The organism is Bradyrhizobium sp. CB2312, assembly GCF_029714425.1.
In the GTDB taxonomy this organism is placed as follows: Bacteria; Pseudomonadota; Alphaproteobacteria; order Rhizobiales; family Xanthobacteraceae; genus Bradyrhizobium.
The window spans coordinates 9,162,709-9,179,174 of the sequence record NZ_CP121668.1 but is presented as its reverse complement, the minus strand read 5'-3'; the positions used below and the strand labels follow the sequence as shown (position 1 = coordinate 9,179,174).

Here is a 16,466-nt window from a genome sequence, read left to right as displayed (position 1 = left end):
GGAGCGGCCATGATCGCCGTGGCGCTATGGTCAGTGGCGGCTCTGCTGGTGCTGGCGCCGGCTGGAATCGTGCTGTCGATGCGCCCGCGCGGCTCGGTCGTGCTGTATGGCGCCTGCCTCGTCATCACTGCGGCGCTCTGCGCTACCGTGCTCCTTCATTTGCTCGATCCCGCCCATCCCGTGTTGAGCGCGACACTGCCGATCGGCCTGCCCTGGCTCGGTGCCCATTTCCGGCTCGATGCACTGTCCGCCTTCTTCCTCGTCGTCGTCAATCTCGGCGGCGCCGCTGCGAGCCTGTTCGCGCTCGGCTACTCCAGGCACGAGGACTCCCCAGGCCGCGTGCTACCGTTCTATCCTGCCTATCTCGCGGCGATGAACGTCGTCGTGCTGGCAAACGATGCCTTCAGCTTCCTGGTCGCCTGGGAATTCATGTCGCTGAGCTCCTGGGCGATGGTGGTGTCGCATCACCGGGAGGCCGGGAATGTCCGCGCCGGCTATGTCTATCTTCTGATGGCAAGTTTCGGCACGCTGGCGCTGCTGCTCGCCTTCGGCCTGCTCGCGAGCGGCGCCGGTTACGATTTCGATGCGATCCGAGCCTCGCATCCTTCCGCTGCGCTGACCGGCATGGTGGTGATCCTCGTGCTGCTGGGTGCCGGCTCCAAGGCTGGCCTGGTGCCGCTACACGCTTGGCTGCCGCTCGCCCATCCCGCCGCGCCCAGCCACGTCTCCGGCCTCATGAGCGGCGTCATGACCAAGGTCGCCGTCTACGGCTTCGCGCGTATCGTCTTTGATCTTCTGCCCGAACCGGTGTGGTGGTGGAGCGTGGTGGTACTCTTGGTTGGCGGGCCGACCGCGACGCTAGGTGTGCTCTATGCGCTGATGCAGCGCGACATCAAGCGCGTACTCGCCTATTCGACCATCGAGAATATCGGCATCATCTTCACCGGCCTCGGGCTGGCGCTCGCCTTCAAGGCCCAGGGGCTCGATTGGGTGGCCGCGCTCGCCTTCACTGCGGCGCTGCTGCACGTCTTCAATCACGCGCTATTCAAGAGCCTGTTGTTCTTTGGCGCCGGCGCCGTGCTGGAAGTCACCGGCGAGCGCGACATGGAGAAGCTCGGCGGGTTGATCCATCGCATGCCGAAGACGGCGTTCGCGGTGCTGGTCGGCTGCGTCGCGATCTCGGCATTGCCGCCGTTCAACGGCTTCGTTTCGGAATGGCTGACCTTCCAGGCGATCCTGCTCTCACCGCAACTGCCGAACTGGGGACTGAAGTTGATCGTCCCGGCAGTCGGCGGACTGCTGGCGCTCGCCGCTGCTTTCGCCGCGGCGTGTTTCGTCAAACTCTACGGTGTCAGCTTCCTCGGCCGTCCCCGTTCGGATGTTGCCGCATCCGCGCACGAGACCGATCTCTTCTCGCTCTCCGCCATGTTCGCGCTAGCCGCTCTCTGCCTCGTCGCCGGCATCCTGCCCGGCCTCTTCATCGACGCGCTCGCGCCGGTGAGCAAGGCTATGGTCGGCAACGTCATGCCGCACCAGACTGGACTGGAGTGGCTGACCATCGTTCCGATCGCGGAGAGCCGCAGCTCCTATAACGGCCTCTTGGTGTTTCTGTTTGCAGCGCTCAGCGGCATGGCCGCAGCCACCGCCATTCATCGCCTCGCGTCGGATCGCTTGCGTCGCGCACCGGCCTGGGATTGCGGCTATCCGGATTCGAACCCCGCGATCCAATACTCCGCCTCCAGCTTCTCGCAGCCGATCCGCCGCGTGTTCGGCAGCGTGATCTTCGCTGCGCGCGAGATCGGCGAGATGCCGCAGCCCCTGTCGCCCGCGCCGGCACGGCTCACCGTCGACATGCGCGACCTGATCTGGGATGCGCTCTACGCACCGATCGCCAAGGTGATCGGCGTTGTGACCGAGCGCATCAATCTGCTGCAATTCCTCACCATCCGCCGCTATCTGACGCTCGTTTTCGCCGCGTTGATCGTGCTGCTCCTGGTGGTGGCGCTATGACCACGCTTCGCGACATCCTCTCGCAAGGCGTCCAGATGTGCCTCGTGCTGCTGCTTGCGCCATTGCTCACCGGCTTCGTCCGCAAGGTGAAGGCGCGGCTGTTGCGTCGGCGCGGTCCGCCGCTCCTGCAGCCCTATCGAGATCTCATCCGCCTGATGCGCAAGGACGTCGTGCTGGCAGACAACGCCTCTTGGCTGTTCCGCGTCATTCCCTATCTGATGTTCGCAGGCACCTGGGTCGCGGCCTCGCTGGTGCCGACCTTCGGCAGCGGGCTCCTGTTCTCGTGGACCGCCGACCTTATCGCGATCATCGCACTGCTCGGCAGCGCGCGTTTCTTCCAGGCGCTCGCCGGCATGGACGTCGGCACCGCCTTCGGCGGCATCGGCTCCAGTCGCGAGGTGATGATCGCATCGCTCGCCGAGCCTGCAATGCTGATCACCGTCTTCTCGGTCGCGATGATCGCGGGCTCAACCCAGCTCGCCTACGTCGCCGAATTCATGGGCTCGGACGCGGTCGGCCTGCGCGTGTCGCTTGGCATGGCCTTCGTCGCGCTGACCGTCGTGGCGCTGGCGGAGAATGCCCGCATCCCCGTCGACAATCCGGCCACCCATCTCGAACTCACCATGGTGCACGAGGCCATGGTGCTGGAATATTCGGCGCGGCATCTCGCGCTGGTCGACCTGTCGTCGCAGCTCAAGCTCCTGCTCTATGTTTCACTGATCGCCTGCGTGTTCCTGCCCTGGGGAACGGCGACAGCGGATGCAAGCGTTGCGAGATTGAGCCTTGGTGCGCTGCTCTATCTCGGCAAGCTCGTGGTCCTCGGCTTCCTGCTCGCCGTCTTCGAGACGTCGATCGCCAAGATGCGGGTATTCAGGATCCCCGAGTTCCTGGGCGCGGCGCTGATGCTGGCGCTGCTTGCCACCCTGTTGCGCTTTGTGTCCGGGAGTCTCTAGTGATGAGCAGCCTGCAATTCGATATCGCGCATCTGCTCGCCGGGTCTCTCGTGCTGGCAAGTTTCATGATGCTCTACCAGGACCGGCTCTATGCGCTGCTCAACGTCTATGCGCTGCACGCCGGCGTGCTGGCGCTGTCGGTCGCCTGGCAGGCCTATGTGCAGCACGCGCCGCATCTCTATGTCACGGCGCTGATCGCACTGGTCTTCAAGGCCATCATCATCCCGGTCGCGCTGCACCGGATCATCAAGCGGCTCGGCATCCACCGCGAGATCGAGAACGTGATCAGCATCGGGCTGACCATGATGGCCGGCATCGGGCTCGTCGCGCTGTCGATGGTGGTGATGCTGCGCGTTACCCCGGGTGCCGACGCGCTGGCGCGCGAGGACCTTGCCTTTGCGTTGTCTGTGGTGCTGCTGGGGCTCCTGATCATGGTGACGCGGCGCAACGCGGTGAGCCAGGTCGTCGGCTTCATGTCGCTGGAGAACGGGCTGGTGCTGGCGGCAACCGGCGCGAAAGGCATGCCGCTGGTGGTCGAGATCAGCGTCGCCTTCTCGGTGCTGATCGCCTTCATCGTGATCGGCATCTTCCTGTTCCGCATCCGCGAGCGTTTTGACAGCGTGGACGTGCAGGCGCTCGATCGCTTCAGGGGAGAGCGGCGATGACGATCGATGCGCTCGGTGCGATCCTCCTGATCCCGGCCATCTCGGCCACGCTGCTCGCGATCCTGCCAGGCTACCTGCTGACGGCGAAGCTCAACGTCGTTGCGGCGCTCGCGACGTTCCTCACCTCGCTGTTGCTGTTCGTGATCGAGACGACGTCGGGACAATATCTGCTGCTTGACGACCTCAACAAGGTCTTCATCGTGCTGACGACCTTCGTCGGCTTCACGACATCGGTGTTCAGCGCGAGCTACATCCATCACGAGATCGAGATCGGGCGGCTGACGCCGGCCTTCCTGCGCTTCTATCACGCGATGTACCAGATGCTGATGTTCGCGATGAACCTCGCGCTGATCGCCAACAATATCGGCCTGATGTGGGTCGCGATCGAGATGGCGACGCTGACGACCGTGCTGATGGTCGGCATCTACCGCACCCATGAGGCGCTGGAGGCGGCCTGGAAATATTTCATCCTCGGAAGCGTCGGCATCGCGCTCGCGCTGTTCGGGACGATCCTGGTCTATATGGCGGCGCGCCCCGTGGTGGGCGAGGGGATGGACGGCATGGTGTGGACGGTGCTGGTGAAGCACGCCGCACAGTTCGACTCGGCGTTGCTCAACGTCGCCTTCGTCTTCCTCCTGCTCGGCTACGGCACCAAGGTCGGTCTCGCACCGCTGCACGCTTGGCTGCCGGATGCGCATGCCGAGGGCCCGACGCCGATCTCGGCGGTGCTGTCCGGCCTGTTGCTCAATGTCGCGCTCTATGCGCTCCTGCGCTTCAAGATGATGCTCGCGGTCAACTCCGCGGCGATCACGCCGGGTCCACTGATGGTGACCATGGGTCTGATCTCGGTGATCTTCGCCGCGCTGATGCTGTACCGGCGCCGCGACATCAAGCGGATGTTTGCCTATTCCTCGATCGAGCATATGGGCATCATCGTCTTCGCCTTCGGCATGGGCGGGCCGCTCGCGAATTTCGCAGGGCTGTTGCACATGATCATGCATTCGCTGACCAAGTCGGCAATCTTCTTCGCGGTGGGCCACATCGCACAGGTCAAGGGCACACAGAAGATCGCTGACATCGGCGGGCTCACGGTGACCAATCCCGTGCTCGGATGGGGCCTGATGCTCGGCGTCATCGCCATCGTCGGGCTGCCGCCGCTCGGCATCTTCATGAGCGAGTTTCTGGTGGTGAGCTCGACCTTCGCCCGCGCGCCCTGGCTGACGGTGATCCTGGTGCTCGGCATCATCATCGCGCTCGGCGGGCTTGTCTTGCGGATCGGCGCGGTGATGTTCGGCGAGCCTAAAGGCAAGACGGCGCCCGCGGAGGCCTCCTATGTGCCAATGTTCACGCACCTCGGATTGGTCATGATGGCCGGCATCTATCTGCCGCCGGTGCTGGTCACCGGCTTCCAGAACGTCGCGAAGCTCCTGGGGTAAGCGATGGGCATCCTCGACAGCATCCCCCATGTCAATGCGATCTTGTCGCACCGGCCCTGGCCGCGCGCGGTCGTGACGGAGGCGGGCTGGCAGGCCGCGATCGATCGACTGGTCGAGGGAGGCCTCACACTGCTTGGCTTCTGGGGCGAGCCAGCCGCAGTGCATCTGGCGCTGCTCGATGGCGGCTCGGCCGATGTCGCGGTCGTCACCTACGAGTGTACGGCCGGCGCATTTCCAAGCGTCGCCAGCCGTCATCTGCCCGCGCTACGGCTGGAACGGACCATCCATGATCTGTTCGGGCTTGTTCCAAGTGCCGCCGACGATCTGCGGCCATGGCTCGATCACGATGCCTGGGGCCAATCCTATCCGCTCTCCGGCCGTAACGCATCGCGCGAGGTGCGGCCGTACCAGTTCCTGCCGGCCGAGGGTGAGGCGTTACACCAGGTGGCGGTCGGCCCCGTCCATGCCGGGATCATCGAGCCCGGCCATTTCCGCTTCACCGCCAATGGCGAGCATGTGGTGCGGCTGGAGCAGTGGCTCGGCTACACCCACAAGGGCATCGAGTTGCTGATGCAAGGCGCGAATCTCGAGGCCGCGGCAAAGCTCGCCAACCGTACCTCCGGCGACAGCGCGGTGGCCTACGCCTTCGCCTTTGCCCGCGCGGCGGAAGCGGCGCTCGACATCCAGGTGCCGCGGCGCGCGATCTTTTTGCGGGCGCTGATGGCGGAAGTCGAGCGGCTCGCCAATCATTTCGGCGATATCGGCGCGATCTGTAATGACGCGTCCTTTGCGCTGATGCACGCCCAGACCGGCATCTTGCGCGAGCGCTGCCTGCGGGCGGCGGACACGGCCTTCGGTCATCGCCTGATGATGGACGTCATCGTACCCGGCGGCGTGGCGCGCGACGTCTCGGCGGACGGCATCCCCGCCATGCGGGCTCTGCTCGCCGAGATCCGAAAGGTATTTCCGCGCCTGATCGAGCTCTACGACAACACCGCATCCTTGCAGGACCGCACCGTCACGACCGGGATCGTGAAGGCGGACTATGCGCGGCAGTTCGGCGCCGGCGGCTATGTCGGCCGTGCCTCGGGCCGCGATTTCGATGCACGCCGCACGTTTGCTTACGCGCCCTACGATCAATTGTCGTTCGAGGTGCCGGTGCTGGAAGCCGGCGATGTCAACGCGCGGGTCTGGATCCGCATCCGCGAGGTCGAGCAGAGCGTCGAACTGATCGCGCAGATGCTCGACCTGATGGAGCCAGGCGAGATCAGGAACGCACCGCCGGCAGGGCGCGGCGGATGCGAAGGTCTGGCGCTGACGGAGGCCTTCCGCGGCGACGTTCTGGCGTGGCTGCGGCTCGATGGCGAGTTGCGCGTCGAACGCTGCCATCTGCGCGATGCGTCGTGGTTCCAGTGGCCGCTGCTGGAGACCGCAATCGAGGGCAACATCATTGCCGACTTCCCGCTCTGCAATAAGTCGTTCAACTGTTCCTATTCTGGCGCGGACCTCTAAGCCATGCGCAAGACCCTGCTCGAAAGCCTCACCTATGGTTCGCTGACGGAGCCCGCGCCGGCGCCGGACGATTCGGCACTGGCCGAGCTCGCCGCGAAAGTCGATCGCGCTGCCCAGGCCACGCTGGGGCGTTCTCTTGCCATTCGCGAGGTCGATGCCGGGTCCTGCAACGGCTGCGAACTGGAGATCCACGCGCTGTCCAACGCCTTCTACGACGTCGAACGTTTCGGCCTGCGCTTCGTCGCATCGCCACGCCATGCCGACGTGCTGCTGGTCACGGGTCCGGTGACGAAAAACATGCGACAGGCGCTCGAGCGGACGTACAATGCGACGCCCGATCCGAAATGGGTCGTCGCGGTCGGCGGCTGCGCTATCGATGGCGGTCTTTTCAGAGGCAGCTACGCCTGCGTTGGCGGCGTGTCCGAGACCATTCCGGTGGATCTGCACATCAAGGGCTGCCCGCCGTCGCCGACGGACCTGTTGAAGGGCCTGCTTGCACTGCTGGAGCACGTCAGCGGCAAGCGGTAAGCCGGGTCAGGCCGCGGTGGCGTCGAACAGGGCGCGCCTAATCCACCAGGATCACACGGATGTCGTTGACGTTGGTCAGCGTCGGGCCCGGCTGCAAGAGATCCCCCGTAGCCTCGAAGAACGTGGTGGCATCGTTGTTGTCGAGAGAGGCCTGCGCCTGAAGCCCCAGCGCCTTCATCTTGGCAAACGTCGCCGCATCGATCAGCGCGCCGGCGGGATCGGTCGGGTGGCCGGCGCCGCCATCGGCGCCGTCGGTGTCGCCGGCGAGCGCCGCGATGTCAGGCGTGTCTTGCAGCAGGTCGGCGAGCGCCAGCGCATATTCCTGGTTGGGGCCGCCACGGCCATTGCCGCGCACGGTGACCGTGAGCTCGCCGCCGGAGAGGATCGCGACGCGTTTGCCTCGCGCGCGGGCTTGAAGCGCGAGCTTGGCGTGCTCGGCCGCGACCTCGCGGGCTTCGCCCTCGAGGTCGGCGCCGAGATCGATGGTCTCGTAGCCGGCTTCTTGCGCAAGCTTCACCGCCGCGTCGAGCGACTGCTTGGGACGCGCGATCAGCTCGAACGTCGCGCGCGCGAAGGCGGCATCATCAGCCTTGCAGCTTTCGTTGGCGGGATCGTCAAGCGCGCGGCGGACGGCATCGTCGATGGCGAGCTTGTATTTCGCCACGATCGCGCGCGCATCCGCCAGCGTGGTCGGATCGGGCACGGTGGGACCGGAGGCGATCGCGGAGGGATCGTCATGCGGCACGTCGGAGATCGCGAGCGTGACGATCTCGGCGGCATTCTTGCCGGCGCGCGCCAGCCGCCCGCCCTTGATGCGCGACAGATGCTTGCGCACCGTGTTCATCTCGCCGATCGGCGCGCCGGAGCGCAGCAGCGCCTTGTTGACCGCCTGCTTCTGCGCAAAGCTGATGCCGTCCACCGGCGCGATCCAGTTCGCCGAGCCGCCGCCGGTGAGCAGCACCAGCAGCAGATCATCGGGGCCGGCCTCGCTCGCGAGCGCGAGCGTGTCGGCCGCGCCCTTGAGGCCAGCTTCGTCCGGCACGGGATGGCCGGCCTCGACCACGCGGATGCGGCGCGTCGGCACGCCGTAGCCGTGCCGCGTGGTGGCGATGCCGACGAGGCGCTCCGGCGCCAGCCCCAGCGTGTCGAGATAATGCCGCTCCGCCGCGGCGGCCATCGCGCCGGCGCCCTTGCCGGCGGCAAGGCAGATCACGCGCCCCTTCGGCAGGGGGCGCAGATGCGGCGCCAGGATCGTGCTCGGATGGGCGGCGGCAACGGCGGCGTCGTAGAGCGCGCGGAGCAGGGGACGTCGGTCGGTCATGACGAAAAGCCCTAAGCGGACAGAACAGGCTGGCGGCGAACGCCGTTCACATGCCTAGCGCATCGGGCGCCAAAGCGTAAGCAGGCTTTACCATCATTCGATTGTGCAATCGCGTGATCATAATCGGCGCGCAAACAAAAGCCCCCTGCGATCGTCTCGCAGGGGGCTTGAAGCGTCGCGTGCGTCGTCCGGCTAAAGCATGATCCGGAAAAGTGCGCAGCGGTTTTCCGGAAAGATCATGCGTAAACAACAACCTAAAGCGCGATGACGATTCATCCTGATCTCATCGCGCTTTAGCCGCCGACGTCGGCGCTGATCACGTCGCCGAACAGTTCCCAGCGCTCGCCCTTGAACTTCTCGAGCCGGAGCTGGCTGATCGGCGCAAAGTCGGTCGCGGAGGTGTTGATCTGGATGCCCGGCAGCAGCGCCTCGGTGCGGAAGTCCTTCAGGCTGGCGGCCTGCTTCATGATGTTCTCGCGGGTGAGATTGTCACCGCATTGCTTCAGCACCTGGACCAGCGTCTGCGCCACGGCGTAGCCGACGATGGTGCCCTTGTCGAGCTTGTCGCCTTCGGGGAAGTATTTTGTCATGAAGGCGAGGAATTCCTTCATGCCGGGATCGTTGTTCCACTCCGGATCCGACACGTCCTTGAGATAATCGGCCGAGATGATGTCCTGGCCGTTTTCGAAGCCGGCGGGCTTCATCACGCTGCCGACCGAGGCCGAGACGTTGTTGAGGAAGTGCAGCGGCTTCCAGCCGATCTCGGCATTCTTCTTGATCGCTTGCGCCGCGAATTTCGGCGTCGTGATGTTCATGAACACGTCGGCGCCGGTCGATTTCAGCTTGACGATGTGGTTGTCGATGGTCGGCTCGGAGGTCTCGTAGCTCTCCTCCATCACGATCATCGAGGCCGCTTTCGAGCCGAGGCCGTCCTTCAGGCCTTTGAGGTAGTCCTTGCCGTAATCGTCGTTCTGGTAGAGCACGGCGATCTTGGCGTCCGGCTTGTTCTTGAGCAGCCACTTCGCGTAGATCTGCGTCTCGCTCTGGTAGTTGGGCTGCCAGCCCATGGTCCACGGGAAGTTCTGCGGATCGTTCCACTTGGTGGCGCCGGTGGCGACGAACAGCTGCGGCACCTTCTTCGAGTTCATGTATTTCTGGATCGCCGAGTTCGGCGGCGTGCCGAGCGAGTTGAAGATGAACAGCACCTCGTCGCTCTCGACCAGCTTGCGCGCCTGCTCCACCGTCTTCGGCGGCGAATAGGCGTCGTCGTAAGAGATGTAGTTGATCTTGCGGCCGTTGATGCCGCCCTCGTCGTTGATCTTCTTGAAATAGGCGGTTTCGGTCCGCCCGATGATGCCGTAGGCGGAGGCCGGTCCGCTGTAGGGCATGATGTTGCCGATCTTGATCTCGGTGTCGGTGGCGCCGGTATCGTATTTCTTCTGGGCCGATGCAGTGGAGGTCGAGGCCGCAATGAGCGCGAGCGCCAGTGACGCGGCCGCAAGTTTGCCGGTGACAGCGGGCATTCCAATCTCCCTATTTTCTTGGTGTGTGTGCGCTTCCTTTTCTTGTCTTGCTTGTTTTTGGTGACGCGGCCGCAATTCAATACGATTTGGCAGGTGCCTTCAACAGAAAGCCCCCGCGACGGCGTCGCGGGGGCTGCGTCTTTAGTAGTCAGTGGCGGCCGCGCGCCCGTGTGCGATTGCGAGACGGCGCAGCTGTCTGGAGTTGTTTAACCAGTCACGAGCGATCTAGAGTTGTATGGACTTCAATGGCCGTGGTCGCTCGAGATGATGTCGCCGAACAGCTCCCATTTCTTGCCCTTGAAGCGCATCATCTGGAGCTGCTCGATCGGGGCGAAATTGTCCGGTGCGGTGTTGATCTTGATCCCCGGCAGCAAGGTGTCGGGCGCGAAATCCTTCAAGCTCGCCGCCTGCTTCATGACGTTCTCGCGGGTGAGATCGTCGCCGCACATCTGAAGCACCTTCACCATGGTCTGCGCCGCGGCATAGCCGAACACCACGCCGGCATCGAGCTTGTTGACCTTGGGGTCGTACTGCGCGATGAAGTTATAGAACTTCTTCATGCCGTCATCGGAGTTCCATTGCGGGTCGGAGCCGTCCTTGGTGTAGGTCGCCGACAGGATGCCTTGCGAGATCTCGATGCCCGCCGGCTCGAGCACGCCGCCGACGGAAGCCGAGACGTTGGAGATGATGTGGACCGGATGCCAGTTGATCTCGGCCGCCTTCTTGATCGCCTGGGCCGCGAATTTCGGTGTGGTGATGCTGATGAAGACGTCGGCATCCGAGGCCTTCAGCTTCACGACGTGCTCGTCGATCGCCGGCTCGGCGGTGTCGTAGCCGTCCTCCATCACGATCATCGACGCCTTCGCGCCGAGGCCGTCCTTCAAGCCCTTCAGATAGTCCTTGCCGAAATCGTCGTTCTGATAGAGCACGCCGATCTTGGCGTCCGGCTTCTCCTTCATGATGTACTTGGCGTAGATGCGCGCCTCGCTGGCGTAGCTCGGCTGCCAGCCCATCGTCCACGGATACTGCTTGGGATCGTTCCACTTCGAGGCGCCGCTCGCCACGAACAATTGCGGCACCTTCTTCTCGTTCATGTATTTGCGGATCGCGGTGTTGGTGGAGGTGCCGAGCGAGCCGAAGATCAGCAGCACCCCGTCGCTCTCGACCAGCTTGCGCGCCTGCTCCACCGTCTTCGGCGGCGAATAGGCGTCGTCATAGGAGATGAACTTGATCTTGCGGCCGTTGATGCCGCCCTCGGCATTGACCTTGTTGAAATAGGCTTCCTCGGCCTTGCCGATCGCGGCATAGGCGGAGGCCGGCCCGCTATAGGGCATGATGTTGCCTATTCTGATCTCGGTATCGGAAGCGCCGCTGTCGTATTTCTTTTGCGCCAGCACAGGGCCGGTCATCGCAATGCACAACGCGAGTGCGACCCACGGGGACGCAACCTGAAGACGAACGGCAGTCATTGTTCTCCTACCCGGGCTCGGATCGGCGCATTGAACAAGATTGGCGCCCGACGTCAACAAAAAGCCCCCGCGATCGTTCGCGGGGGCTTCTTGTTTCGGACTGTCGCGTCAGCTTGTCACTCGGAGGCGACGTCGCCGCTGATGATCTCGCCGAAGAGTTCCCATTTCTCGCCCTTGAAGCGCTGCATCTGGAGCTGCGCGATCGGGGCGAAGTCGGTGGCGCTGGTGTTGATCTTGACGCCGGGCAGCAGGGTGTCCGGTGCAAAATCCTTCAACGAGGCCGCCTGCTTCATCAGGTTGGCGCGGGTGAGATCGTCACCGCACATTTCCAGCACCTTGGCCAGCGTCGAGGCTGCGCCGTAGCCGTAGACCATGCCGGTGTCGGTCTTGTCGGCGCCGGGCATGTACTTGTCGACGAACTCGTTCCACTTCTTCATGCCGGGGTCGTTGTTCCACTGCGGGTCGGTGGAGTCCTTGGCATAGGCCGCCGACAGCACGTCCTGCGCGGCCTCGAAGCCCGCCGGCTTCATCACGCTGCCGACCGAGATCGACACGTTGGTGAGGATCTGCAGCGGCTTCCAGCTGAGCTCGGCCGTCTTCTTGATGGTCTGCGCGGCGAATTTCGGCGTGGCATAGATCAGCAGCACGTCGGGATTGGCGGCCTTGATCTTGACGATGTGGCCGTCGATCGACGGCTCGGACACCTCATAGCTCTCTTCCAGGATGATCATGGACGAGGCCTTGGCGCCGAGGCCATCCTTGGTGCCCTTGAGGTAGTCTTTGCCGAAATCATCGTTCTGATAGAGGATCGCGACCTTGGCGTTCGGCTTCTCCTTCATCAGCCACTTCGCGTAGATCTGCGCTTCGCTCTGGTAGGACGGCTGCCAGCCCATGGTCCAGGGGAAGTTCTTCGGGTCGTTCCACTTGGTGGCGCCGGTGGCGACGAACAGCTGCGGGATCTTCTTGGCGTTGAGGTATTTCTGGATCGCGGTGTTCGAGGGTGTACCGAGCGGGTTGAACACGGCCAGCACCTCGTCGCTCTCGACCAGCTTGCGGACCTGCTCGACCGCCTTCGGCGGCGAATAGGCGTCGTCATAGGTGACGAAATTGACCTTGCGGCCGTTGATGCCGCCCTTGTCGTTGATCATCTTGAAATAGGCTTCTTCGGTCTTGCCGATGATGCCGTAGGCCGACGCCGGCCCGCTATACGGCATGATGTTGCCGATCTTGACCTCGGTATCGGAAGCGCCGGTGTCGTATTTCTTTTGCGCGAGTGCCGCGCCGGAGGTGACAGTGAAGGCCGCCGTTGCCGTGACCAGCGCGGCGGCTCGGAGTGTTCTTTCAAAAAGCAATTCGGGTCTCCTTGGTTTAACGAACGGGTCTTCAGGTCTTCCTGAGCTTGCCGGCGAGCTGCTGGCCCAGGATCGCGACCTGCCTTGCGCCGTGCGGCACGAGGTAGATGACGAGGAAGAGGAGCACGCCGAACACGGCGCCGGAGAGGCCCTTGGAGATGCCCTCCGCGATGTTCGGCACGAAGATGATGAAGGCGGCGCCGACGATCGAGCCGGGCAGCCAGCCGACCCCGCCGACCACCATGCCGAGGAACAGCGAGATCGCGAGCGTGATGGTGTAGCTGTCGGGCGCGACGAACTGCACCGCGATGGCGCCGAGCGAGCCGGCGATGCCGGTGATGGCGGCGGAGACGCCGAACGCCAGCGTCTTGTAGAGCGCGACGTCGACGCCCATGGCGGAGGCCGCGATCTCGTTGTCGCGGATCGCCATGAAGGCGCGGCCCGAGCGCGAGCGCAACAGGTTCACCGCGAAGATGTAGATCGCGATCGTCACGACGAGCGTGAAGTAGTACAGCCACATGTCCTGCGACATCGGCAGGCCGAACGGTGCGTCCGGCTTGGTGACGACGAGGCCCTGCACGCCGCCGGTCCAGTGCTCGAGGAAGTTCAGCTTGAGCAGCTGCGGCATCGCGGTCGCGAGCGCGAAGGTCGCGAGCGCGAGGTAAACGCCGCTGAGCCGCAGCGCCGGCTGTCCGAACAGGAAGCCGAAGCCGAAGCAGACCACGCCGGCAACCGGCAGCGTCAGCGCATAATTGACGTTGAAGTGCTCCATCAGCACCGCGGTGGTGTAGGCGCCGACGGCGTAGAACGCGCTCTGGCCGAGCGAGAACTGGCCGCTTCCGCCGGTCAGGATGTTGAGCGCCAGCACCGCGAGCCCGTAGATCAGGAGCATCGTCATCTGGAAGATGATGAAGTTCTTGACGAAGACGGGTGCGATGATCAGCGCCGCCAGCACCACCAGCGAGGTGCCGGTACCCAGCGTCATGGCGCGCTTCGGAACGGCCTCGACCGCCTGGTGGCCTTCTGCAACGACTTCTTCTGCAGCGCTCATGATCAAACTCGCTTGACGATGTGCCGGCCGAACAGGCCAGCGGGTTTGACGACCAGGACGGAGATGATCAGCGCGAGCGCGATCGGGAGCTTCAGCTCGTTGCCGACGCCGGGGATGTAGGTGCCGGCGAGGTTCTCGAAGATGCCGACGAGGAAGCCGCCGACGACGGCGCCGAACGGGCTGGTGAGACCGCCGAGCACCGCGGCGGCAAAGCCGTAGATCAGCACGCCGCCCATCATGTTGGGCTCGAGGAACACGACCGGGGCGATCAGCATGCCGGCGATCGAGCCGATCGCGGTCGCCATGCCCCAGCCGAGCGCGATCATCCAGGAGGTGTTGATGCCGACGAGGCGGGCCGATTCAGGCACCGAGGCCGCGGCGCGCATGGCAAGGCCGATCCTGGTGTACTGGAAGAAGAAGTAGAGGCCGAGCAGCAGCAGCACGGTGACGCCGATCATGCCAGCCTGGTGGGTCGAGATCAGCTGGCTGCCCAGGAACGGCGCGGAGCCGAACGGGGTAGGGTACTGCTTGATGGTGAAGTCCCAGAGCAGACCGGCCGAGGAGTTGATGATCGCGTACAGCGCGATGAAGCCGGCGACGTTGGTCAGCACCGGCGCCTTCGCCAGCGGCTTGAACAGGATCCGCTCGATCGCGATGCCGGCGACGAAGGAGAAGGCCAGCGTGATCAGGAAGGCGGCCCAATAGGACACGCCCCACTGCATCAGCTGCCAGGAGATGAAGGTCGAGAACATCGCCATCTCGCCTTGCGCGAAGTTGAGATGGTCGATCGCCTGGTAGATCATGACCACGGCCAGCGCCATGCAGGCGTAGATCGCGCCGGTGGCAATGCCGGCCAGGACTTGGTTGGTGAAAAGCTCCATCGTGCCGGCTCCCTAAAACTTGCCAGATTGGGTTTGAGCTGTAACGGCGTCGAAGGTCCACCTCTCCCTTAGGGAGAGGTCGCGCCGAAGGCGCGGGTGAGGGGTTACGGTCTCACGGCGAGGCTGCGGCCCCTCACCCGGATTGCTTCGCAATCCGACCTCTCCCCGCCGGGGAGAGGTGTAACGAGCGCGCGGACAGATCACTGCCATCATCGCTCCTCAGTAACCCAGATAGGATTTGCGGATTTCTTCGTTGTTCGCGATGTCCTTGGCGTTGCCCGACATCACGATGCGTCCGGTCTCGATCACATAGGCCTGGTCGGCGAGCTCGAGCGCGAGCTGGGCGTTCTGCTCGACTACCAAGATCGACACCTTGTCCTCGCGGTTGATCTTGCCGAGGATGCCGAACAGGTCGCGCACGACGAGTGGCGCAAGGCCGAAGGACGGCTCGTCCAGCAGCATCAGGCGCGGCCGCAGCATCAGCGCGCGGGCGACCGCGAGCATCTGCTGCTCGCCGCCGGAGAGCGTGCCGGCCTGCTGGGTGTGGCGCTGCTTCAGCACCGGGAAATGCGCATACATGCGCTCGATGTCAGAGACGATGCCGGCGCTGTCCTTGCGGGTGATGGCCCCGAGCTGGAGGTTCTCCTCCACCGTCATGGTGGTGAAGGTGCCGCGGCCCTGCGGCACGTGCGCGATGCCGAAGCGCACGATGCTCTCGGTGGAGCGGTTGTTGAGCGGCTTGCCGTCGAACTCGATGCCGCCGGTGGATCGCACCATGTTGCAGATCGCGCGCAGCGTGGTGGTCTTGCCGGCGCCGTTGGCACCGAGCAGCGTCGTCAGCGAGCCCTCGTTGAGCGAGAAGGACAGGCCATGGAGCGCCTGGACCTGGCCGTAATAGGCGCGCAGGTCCTTGACGTTGAGCAGTGTCGTCATTGGTCCTTGCTCCCGAGATAGGCCTTGATGACGTCGGGGTCCGCCTGCACCTGGCTAGGGGTGCCTTCCGCGAGCTTCTTGCCGAAATTGAGCGCGACGACATGGTCGGCGATCGACATCACGAGGCCCATGTGGTGCTCGACCAGCAGCACGGTCATGTGGCGTTCGTCGCGGATGCGGCGGATGAGGTCGCCGAGCACATAGACTTCCTCGTGGTTGAGGCCGCCGGCGGGCTCGTCGAGCAGCAGGATCTTCGGATCGGCCGCCAGCGCCCGCGCCAGCTCGACGCGCTTCTGCGTGCCGAACGGCAGGCCGGAGACGGTCGTGTGGGCGACGTCCTCGAGGTCGAGATAAGCGAGGATCTCGTGCACCTTCTTGTTGACGTCGCTCTCGCTGCGCCGGACCCAGGCGAGCCGAAGGGAGTCACTGATGATGTCGCTGGAGGTCTTCGAATGGGCGCCGACGCGGACGTTGTCCATCACCGAGAGGTTCGGAAACAGCGCCACGTTCTGAAAGGTGCGGCCGATGCCGATCTCGGCGATGCGGTGCGGCGGGCGCGACAGGATGCTCACGCCTTCCATCAGGATGTCGCCGGACGACGGTTGATAAAGCCGCGAGAGACAGTTGAAGAGCGTGGTCTTGCCGGCGCCGTTGGGGCCGATCAAGCCGAGGATCTGGCCCTTGTGCATGTCGAACGACACGCCGTTGAGCGCGACGATGCCGCCGAACACGACGCTGACGTCGCGAACCGCGAGCAGGGGCGATGTTCCCTGCGCGAGCTGTGCCTGCGTCATCTCGTCTCGCCCACTTTGTTCAGTGGGCGAAGGGGCGA

14 protein-coding genes are annotated in these 16,466 nt (G+C 64.3%); 6 read left to right on the top strand and 8 right to left on the bottom strand.

What is annotated here, in order from left to right; translation table 11 throughout:
* Positions 1-9: 9 nt before the first annotated feature.
* Genes hyfB through nuoB form a run of 6 tightly spaced genes read left to right on the top strand, consistent with a single transcriptional unit; the run spans position 10 to position 7,104 of the window.
* Entirely contained in the window at positions 10-2,010 is a 2,001-nt protein-coding gene (hyfB, locus tag QA642_RS43740) for a hydrogenase 4 subunit B (protein WP_283082338.1), read from the top strand.
* Positions 2,007-2,963: an NADH-quinone oxidoreductase subunit H gene (locus QA642_RS43735; RefSeq protein ID WP_283082337.1), complete on the top strand. Its 957-nt coding sequence runs from the start codon at positions 2,007-2,009 to the stop codon at positions 2,961-2,963. The genes hyfB and QA642_RS43735 overlap by 4 nt, the downstream gene beginning before the upstream one ends.
* Before the next feature lie 2 nt (positions 2,964-2,965).
* Complete coding sequence (locus QA642_RS43730; protein ID WP_283082336.1) at positions 2,966-3,628, top strand: hydrogenase-4 component E; 663 nt, start codon at positions 2,966-2,968, stop codon at positions 3,626-3,628.
* Positions 3,625-5,064 carry a hydrogenase 4 subunit F gene (locus QA642_RS43725; RefSeq protein ID WP_283082335.1) on the top strand — a complete coding sequence of 480 codons (1,440 nt, stop codon included), beginning with the start codon at positions 3,625-3,627 and terminating at the stop codon, positions 5,062-5,064. The genes QA642_RS43730 and QA642_RS43725 overlap by 4 nt, the downstream gene beginning before the upstream one ends.
* A gap of 3 nt (positions 5,065-5,067) precedes the next feature.
* The gene (locus QA642_RS43720; RefSeq protein ID WP_283082334.1) at positions 5,068-6,576 is read left to right on the top strand and encodes an NADH-quinone oxidoreductase subunit C; all 1,509 of its coding nucleotides are present in this window, start codon (positions 5,068-5,070) and stop codon (positions 6,574-6,576) included.
* A gap of 3 nt (positions 6,577-6,579) precedes the next feature.
* Positions 6,580-7,104, top strand: a complete 525-nt coding sequence (gene nuoB, locus QA642_RS43715; RefSeq protein ID WP_283082333.1) for an NADH-quinone oxidoreductase subunit NuoB — start codon at positions 6,580-6,582, stop codon at positions 7,102-7,104.
* 37 nt (positions 7,105-7,141) lie between these two features.
* Here nuoB and QA642_RS43710 read toward each other — a convergent pair whose 3' ends face one another.
* The 8 genes from QA642_RS43710 to QA642_RS43675 all read right to left on the bottom strand — a co-directional run bounded on the left by QA642_RS43710 (position 7,142) and on the right by QA642_RS43675 (position 16,428).
* Positions 7,142-8,425: a glycerate kinase gene (locus tag QA642_RS43710; protein ID WP_283082332.1), complete on the bottom strand. Its 1,284-nt coding sequence runs from the start codon at positions 8,423-8,425 to the stop codon at positions 7,142-7,144.
* Between the two features lie 293 nt (positions 8,426-8,718).
* Positions 8,719-9,948 carry an ABC transporter substrate-binding protein gene (locus QA642_RS43705; RefSeq protein ID WP_283082331.1) on the bottom strand — a complete coding sequence of 410 codons (1,230 nt, stop codon included), beginning with the start codon at positions 9,946-9,948 and terminating at the stop codon, positions 8,719-8,721.
* Positions 9,949-10,190: 242 nt separating this feature from the next.
* Positions 10,191-11,417, bottom strand: a complete 1,227-nt coding sequence (locus tag QA642_RS43700; protein ID WP_283082330.1) for an ABC transporter substrate-binding protein — start codon at positions 11,415-11,417, stop codon at positions 10,191-10,193.
* Positions 11,418-11,533: 116 nt separating this feature from the next.
* The gene (locus QA642_RS43695; protein WP_283082329.1) at positions 11,534-12,769 is read right to left on the bottom strand and encodes an ABC transporter substrate-binding protein; all 1,236 of its coding nucleotides are present in this window, start codon (positions 12,767-12,769) and stop codon (positions 11,534-11,536) included.
* Positions 12,770-12,800: 31 nt separating this feature from the next.
* Entirely contained in the window at positions 12,801-13,820 is a 1,020-nt protein-coding gene (locus tag QA642_RS43690) for a branched-chain amino acid ABC transporter permease (protein ID WP_283082328.1), read from the bottom strand.
* Between the two features lie 2 nt (positions 13,821-13,822).
* On the bottom strand, positions 13,823-14,701 hold the full coding sequence (locus tag QA642_RS43685) for a branched-chain amino acid ABC transporter permease (protein ID WP_283082327.1): 879 nt from the start codon (positions 14,699-14,701) through the stop codon (positions 13,823-13,825).
* A 219-nt stretch (positions 14,702-14,920) separates the two neighbouring features.
* On the bottom strand, positions 14,921-15,634 hold the full coding sequence (locus QA642_RS43680) for an ABC transporter ATP-binding protein (RefSeq protein ID WP_008135694.1): 714 nt from the start codon (positions 15,632-15,634) through the stop codon (positions 14,921-14,923).
* Complete coding sequence (locus QA642_RS43675; protein ID WP_283082326.1) at positions 15,631-16,428, bottom strand: ABC transporter ATP-binding protein; 798 nt, start codon at positions 16,426-16,428, stop codon at positions 15,631-15,633. Before QA642_RS43675 ends, QA642_RS43680 begins: the two co-directional genes overlap by 4 nt.
* Positions 16,429-16,466 lie beyond the last annotated feature (38 nt).